Genomic DNA, 6,022 nt, shown 5'->3' on the forward strand with positions numbered 1-6,022 from the left:
CCTCCTTGAAACCAATCCGGACCGCAAATGAAACAATCCCGCCATGCGTGCGGCATCGTGCCGACACAATCGCCGCCGATAAAGCGCGGGAATGAGGGGTTCGCGGCCATGACCAGCACAGCAAGATTCCATGCCATCGACAGCGATGCCGGATTGTCCGCACGCTTGCGCCCGGCCGACATCAACGTCCCGAAAATGGTCAGCCAGGCTGCCGGACCGTTCGAAGTACCCGCCGACACCGGCAAGGGACCATCCATGCGCGACGCGTTGATGACCGGCCTGCTGGTGATCTATCCGACCCTGGCCACGGTGGTGGCGATCGTCGCCGGCCTGGTGCTGGCCAGCGCCAACGGCACCTGAGCCTATTTCGGCCGCCTGAAAGCCTTCCGCTGCTTCTCGACCTCTTGGCGGCAGGCGCAGCCCTCGAGGTGGTCGTTGACCAGGCCCATGGCCTGCATGAAGGCGTAGACCGTGGTCGGGCCGACAAAGCTCCAGCCGCGCTTCTTCAGCTCCTTCGAGATCCGCACCGAGACGGCCGTTGTCGGGTTCGCGCGCAGATGGGCGAGGTCGACGATTTGCGGCCGCTCGTCCTTGCCGGGTTCGAACTTCCAGAACCAGGCGGCCAGTGAGCCGAATTCGTCCACCATTTCGCGGGCGCGCCTGGCGTTGTTGATGGTCGAGACGATCTTGCCGCGATGGCGGATGATGCCGGCATTGCCGAGCAGGCGCTCGACATCCTTGTCGGTGAAGCTTGCTACCTTGTCGAATTCGAAATTGGCGAAGGCTTCGCGAAAATTCTCCCGCTTGCGCAGTATGGTCAGCCACGACAGGCCCGACTGAAAGCCTTCCAGGCAGATCTTTTCGAACAGCCTGCGGTCGTCGGCCACAGGCCGGCCCCATTCATGATCGTGATAGTGCAGATAGTCGGGCAGATTGCCGTGCCAGAAGCAGCGCGCGACACCGTCGGGGCCGGCGAGCAGGCCGGTGTGTTCCTTGTCCATAGGCCAAAATCCGTTCGTTAACGCGCTTTGCGCGGCATTTACTGCGGCTTTACCAGATTCGTGAACCCGGCGGTAACCACACCAAAAGGTTTACTGACAAAGCCGCATTTTACGCATTCCGATTCATGTTTCGGTTGCTGCTTGCGCGCCAATGATCGCCGAACCGGGAGGACGTTTCCACCCGTTTGTATCAGACGATCAAGGTGCGTTACGATGAAGACAGTGTTGTTTCCCGTGCTCGGCGCCGTGGCTGTGTTTGCCGCCGGCGTCACACCCTCAACCGCCGGCGACCGCTATGCCGACAGGCCGCCGGTGATGGTGAGCCCCGACCTTTCCGCACCCTGGGTGCTGCAGCTTGGCCATGCGCCCGGCATCGTGCGCCAGAACCGGCAGGTGGTGCAGCAGCAGCGACGCCTGCGCCCGGCGCAGCCCGACCGGGTGCAGACGGCGGCGGTGCAGCCGCCGGCCAAGCGCATGGTCGCGCGTCCCCAGATCAACCCGATCTACCTGCCGCAGGAAGTCGACTATGACGGAGGCCAGAAGCCGGGCACGATCGTCATCGACACCACGCAGAATTTCCTCTTCCTGGTCGAGAAGAACGGCAAGGCAAGGCGCTATGGCGTCGGCACCGGCAAGCCGGGCTTCGAATGGTCGGGTACGCACAAGATCACCAACAAGCGCGAGTGGCCGGACTGGCGCCCGCCGGCGCAGATGATCAAGCGCGAAGCCGCCAAGGGCCGCTATTTGCCGACCTATCTTGCCGGCGGCATGGAGAACCCGCTTGGTGCCCGTGCGCTCTACCTCGGCACCACCGAATACCGCATCCATGGCACCAACCAGCCGTGGACGATCGGCGGCGCGGTGTCGTCGGGCTGCATCCGCATGCGCAACGAGGACGTCGTCGATCTCTATGAGCGGGTCAATGTCGGAACCACGGTCGAGGTGATATAATAGTCCTTGCGAATCACCTGGCCGGCAAAGCAGTCCGCGTTTCGAGGCCAGTTTAGGGATACGGGGGACGGGCCGTATGGGGATGCGGCCGGTCAGGAAGGGCAGCACGGGAAACCGCGCTGCCCTTTCCGTTTTGAGCAGAAATCGAGGGCAAAAGGCCACCCACGCGTCGCGCAACGGGCATAGCGGTTCGCTTTCATGCTGCCCTTTGCCGCATTCTTTTGCTATCTCGGTGGCAAGTTCCACAAAAGAGTTCACCCATGCCTCTGTCCGAAGACAGCCGTTATCTCAAGGGCGGCCCGGTCGCCCAGCGCATCATCGCCGCCGTTGCCGAGGACGCAGCGATCGCCAAAGCCGAGGGTTTTCCGCCCAAGCTGATCTCGATCACCGTCGGCGACACCGATGCGGTGGACGTCTATGTGCGCAACCAGCGCGCCAAGGCTGAGCTCGCCGGCATCGATTTCGAGGAACGGCGCTTTCCCGCCACCATCACAGCAGGCGAGTTGGAAGCTGCGATCCACGGCCTGAATGCCGATCCGCGCGTTACCGGCATCATCATCCAGCGGCCCGTGCCAGCGCATATCCCCATCAAGACGCTGCAAGCGGCGGTGCATCCGCTGAAGGATGTCGAAGGCATGCATCCGGCCTCGATCGGCAACATCGTCTACAACCAGCTCGATCTCGCGCCTTGCACGGCGGCCGCCTCGGTCGAGCTGCTGAAGGAGACCGGCCTCGACCTCAAGGGACTGGAAGTCGTCATCGTCGGCCATTCGGAAATCGTCGGCAAGCCGATCGCCTTCCTGTTGATGAGCGAAGGCGCGACGGTGACGGTCTGCCACCACATGACGCGATCGGTCGCCGCCCATGCAAGGCGCGCCGATGCGCTGTTCGTTGCCGTCGGCAAGCCGCGGCTGATCAAGGCCGACATGGTCAAGCCGGGCGCTGCCGTCATCGACATCGGCATCAATTCCGAAATCGCCCCCGACGGCTCCAGCCGCATCGTCGGCGACGTCGACACTGAAAGCGTGCGCGAGGTCGCCTCCTGGATCACCCCGGTGCCGGGCGGCGTCGGCCCGATCACGGTCGCCATCCTGCTGCGCAACACCATGGTCGCGCTCAGCCGCCAGCGCGCGCTTTATGAGGCGACCTACGGTACGGCCGACAGGCTTGCGGCGGAGTAAGGACAGGGCGACCTATTCCGCAGCGATCAGGCTTTCTTCCAGAACACCTTCCGGCTTCGGCCCACCATAGGCCCAGTCGAGCAGCTTTATCGTGTGCACCACCGGCATCTTCGCGGCGGAAGCGATTTGCGTGATGCAGCCTATGTTGCCGGTGGCGACGATCGAGGCCCCCGTCGCCTCGATGTTTTTCACCTTGCGGTCGCGCAGTTTGGCCGAGATCTCGGGCTGCAGGATGTTGTAGGTGCCGGCAGAGCCGCAGCAGAGATGCCCTTCGCGCGGCTCGCGCACGATGAAGCCGGCCTTGGCCAGCAGTTCTTTCGGCTGGCGGGTGATCTTCTGGCCGTGCTGCATCGAGCAGGCCGAGTGATAGGCAACGACAGTGCCCGGCTTGCGAACCGGTTCGGGCAGGTCGAGGGTCGAGAGATATTCGGTAACGTCCTTGGCCAGTGCCGAGACGCGTGCGGCCTTGTCGGCATAGGCCGGGTCGAGCCGCAGCATGAAACCGTAGTCCTTGATCGTCGTGCCGCAGCCCGAGGCGGTGATGACGATGGCATCGAGCCCGCCCTGGTCGAGGGCGCGTGTCCAGGCGTCGACATTCTGCCTCGCCGAGGCAAGCGCGGCCTGTTCGCGCCCCATATGATGGACCAGCGCACCACAACAGCCTTCGCCCGGCGGCACCAAGACCTCGACGCCGAGCCGCGTCAGCAGCGAAATCGTCGCCTCGTTGATGGCGGGATCGAGCACCGATTGCGCGCAGCCGGTGAGGATGGCGACACGACCTCTTTTGGTCCCCTGCCCGACATGGATGCCCGGCGAGCCTATCGGCGAAGCTGCCGGGATCGACGCCGGCGCAAGCTTGAGCATCGCACTGAGCGGCTTCAGCGCCGGAACCTTGTCGAACAAGCCTATGAACGGCTTGCCCAGCTTCGCCAGCTTGAGCGCGGCGCGAAAGCGCTGGGGATAGGGCAGTACGAAGGCCAGCATGGCGCGGGTCAGGCGGTCGAGCAGTGGCCGCTTGTAGGTCTCCTGGATATGGGCGCGGGCATGGTCGACCAGATGCATGTAGTTGACGCCCGACGGGCAGGTGCTCATGCAGGCAAGGCACGACAGGCAGCGATCGATATGGGTGACGATCTGCTTGTCGGCCGGACGGCCTTTTTCCAGCATGTCCTTGATCAGGTAGATGCGCCCGCGCGGTGAATCGAGCTCGTTGCCGAGTGTCACATAGGTCGGGCACGTCGCGGTGCAGAAGCCGCAATGCACGCATTTGCGCAGGATCTTTTCCGATTCCGCGACATGCGGATCGGCAAGCTGGGCAAGCGAAAAATTGGTCTGCATCGCTGATGTCCTAGGCCATGCGGCCGGGATTGAAGATATTCTTGGGGTCGAATTCCTGTTTCAGGCGGACCGATAGTGCAGCAAGAGCGGGCGGCTGCGGCTCGAACACCGGTAGAGCGGCGCGATGCGAGGGTGCGGCGCGCACCAGCGTCGCATGGCCGCCGCCATGTTTCCTCAACAGCCCGCGCAGCAGAGCGGCTTCCGGATCGCCCTGTTCCATGCGCAGCCAAACCAGTCCGCCCTGCCAGTCATAAAAGGCGCTGACGGCGGCCTGCATGCGCAGCGTCAGGACCATCTGGTGGCTCTGAGAAGGCGTCATCGAGATGCGCCAGACCGGCTTCTCGCTGCCGTCGGCGAAAGGCCTGCAATCGCGAACGTCGCGCCAGATCAGCCGTGAAACCTCGCCGCCAATCTCCTCCAGCGGGCCGGCATTGCCGAGCAGCGTTTTCAGCGCGGCGATGCGGTAGGCGACCGACGGGCCGAAACCCTCGACGCGCAGCAGCGTGGCAGCCTCGCTGCCGAGACTGCCGCTGGCGACGCGCGCGGCGATCCGCTCCGGCAGGTGGGCGGCACTCGACACTTCAGCACTCGAGCCAAGCGCCAGGGCCATGGCGGCGGCCGCGGCATCGTCGAGCAGGCTACGGATGGCGAGCGTGACTTCGGTCTCGGCTGCCGGCAGCACCTTGAAGGTGACGTCGGTGAAGACGGCCAGCGTGCCCCAGCTGTTGGCCATCAGCTTCGACATGTCATAGCCGGTGACGTTCTTGACCACGCGACCGCCCGACTTGAAGGCCTCGCCACGACCGGACACCACATTGATGCCCAGGACATGGTCGCGCGCGGCCCCCGCCTTGAGCCGGCGCGGACCGGAGAGGTTAGCGCCGAGCACACCGCCGATCGTACCTTTGCCCGGTTCGCCACCAAGCAGCGGGCCGTAATCCATCGGCTCGAAAGCGAGCTGCTGGCCGTTTTCCGCCAGCAGTTTTTCGATCTCGGCCAACGGTGTGCCTGCCTTGGCCGACAGCACCAGTTCAGCCGGTTCATAGAGCGTGACGTCAGATAATTTCGACAGGTCGAGCGTGTGTTCGGTTTGCAGCGGCCGGCCGATGCCACGCTTGGAGCCATGGCCAAGGAGTTCGAGCGGCGCCTCTTCCGCCACGGCCCAGGCTATGGTGGAGAGGACTTCGGATGGGGTGGTCGGGGTGAAGGTGGTCATGAAGAGACCGCGCCAGATGCGAGTTCGGATATGCCGAGTTCCCTGGCGCCCCCCTCTGTCCTGCCGGACATCTCCCCCTCAAGGGGGGAGATCAGATGTCGCATATGGCTTCGCCAATCTTCAATGATGACGGAAGGGCGAGGCGCGCAAGCTGCCAATCTCCCCCCTTGAGGGGGAGATGTCCGGCAGGACAGAGGGGGGTGTTCACGCGCCGTCATCACCCTCAAAACCTCGGAATGTCCGGAAACGCCACCTGCCCGCGGTGCACATGCATCCGCCCAAGCTCGGCGCATCGCCGCAGCTGCGGAAATACTTTTCCCGGGTTGAGCAGATGG

The 6,022-nt window shown here is 64.1% G+C and carries 6 protein-coding genes; 3 read left to right on the forward strand and 3 right to left on the reverse strand.

Going from position 1 to position 6,022, the window contains the following annotated elements; genetic code table 11:
• Positions 1 to 108: 108 nt before the first annotated feature.
• Positions 109 to 360 carry a hypothetical protein gene (locus tag EN969_RS13570; protein ID WP_024502332.1) on the forward strand — a complete coding sequence of 84 codons (252 nt, stop codon included), beginning with the start codon at positions 109 to 111 and terminating at the stop codon, positions 358 to 360.
• Between the two features lie 2 nt (positions 361 to 362).
• Here EN969_RS13570 and EN969_RS13575 read toward each other — a convergent pair whose 3' ends face one another.
• Entirely contained in the window at positions 363 to 1,001 is a 639-nt protein-coding gene (locus EN969_RS13575; protein ID WP_013530355.1) for a DNA-3-methyladenine glycosylase I, read from the reverse strand.
• 213 nt (positions 1,002 to 1,214) lie between these two features.
• Between EN969_RS13575 and EN969_RS13580 the strand changes: the two genes are divergently transcribed.
• Complete coding sequence (locus tag EN969_RS13580) at positions 1,215 to 1,952, forward strand: L,D-transpeptidase (RefSeq protein ID WP_032808011.1); 738 nt, start codon at positions 1,215 to 1,217, stop codon at positions 1,950 to 1,952.
• Between the two features lie 260 nt (positions 1,953 to 2,212).
• Positions 2,213 to 3,133 (forward strand): bifunctional 5,10-methylenetetrahydrofolate dehydrogenase/5,10-methenyltetrahydrofolate cyclohydrolase, encoded by a 921-nt coding sequence (locus EN969_RS13585; protein ID WP_027160988.1) that lies wholly within the window; start codon positions 2,213 to 2,215, stop codon positions 3,131 to 3,133.
• 12 nt (positions 3,134 to 3,145) lie between these two features.
• On the opposite strand, the gene glcF is transcribed toward EN969_RS13585, so the two are convergent.
• The gene (glcF, locus tag EN969_RS13590) at positions 3,146 to 4,471 is read right to left on the reverse strand and encodes a glycolate oxidase subunit GlcF (protein WP_063170130.1); all 1,326 of its coding nucleotides are present in this window, start codon (positions 4,469 to 4,471) and stop codon (positions 3,146 to 3,148) included.
• 10 nt (positions 4,472 to 4,481) lie between these two features.
• Entirely contained in the window at positions 4,482 to 5,687 is a 1,206-nt protein-coding gene (locus tag EN969_RS13595) for an FAD-binding protein (RefSeq protein WP_024502329.1), read from the reverse strand.
• Between the last annotated feature and the right edge of the window lie 335 nt (positions 5,688 to 6,022).

The organism is Mesorhizobium sp. M7A.F.Ca.CA.003.01.2.1, assembly GCF_003998945.1.
Taxonomy (GTDB): Bacteria; Pseudomonadota; Alphaproteobacteria; order Rhizobiales; family Rhizobiaceae; genus Mesorhizobium; species Mesorhizobium ciceri.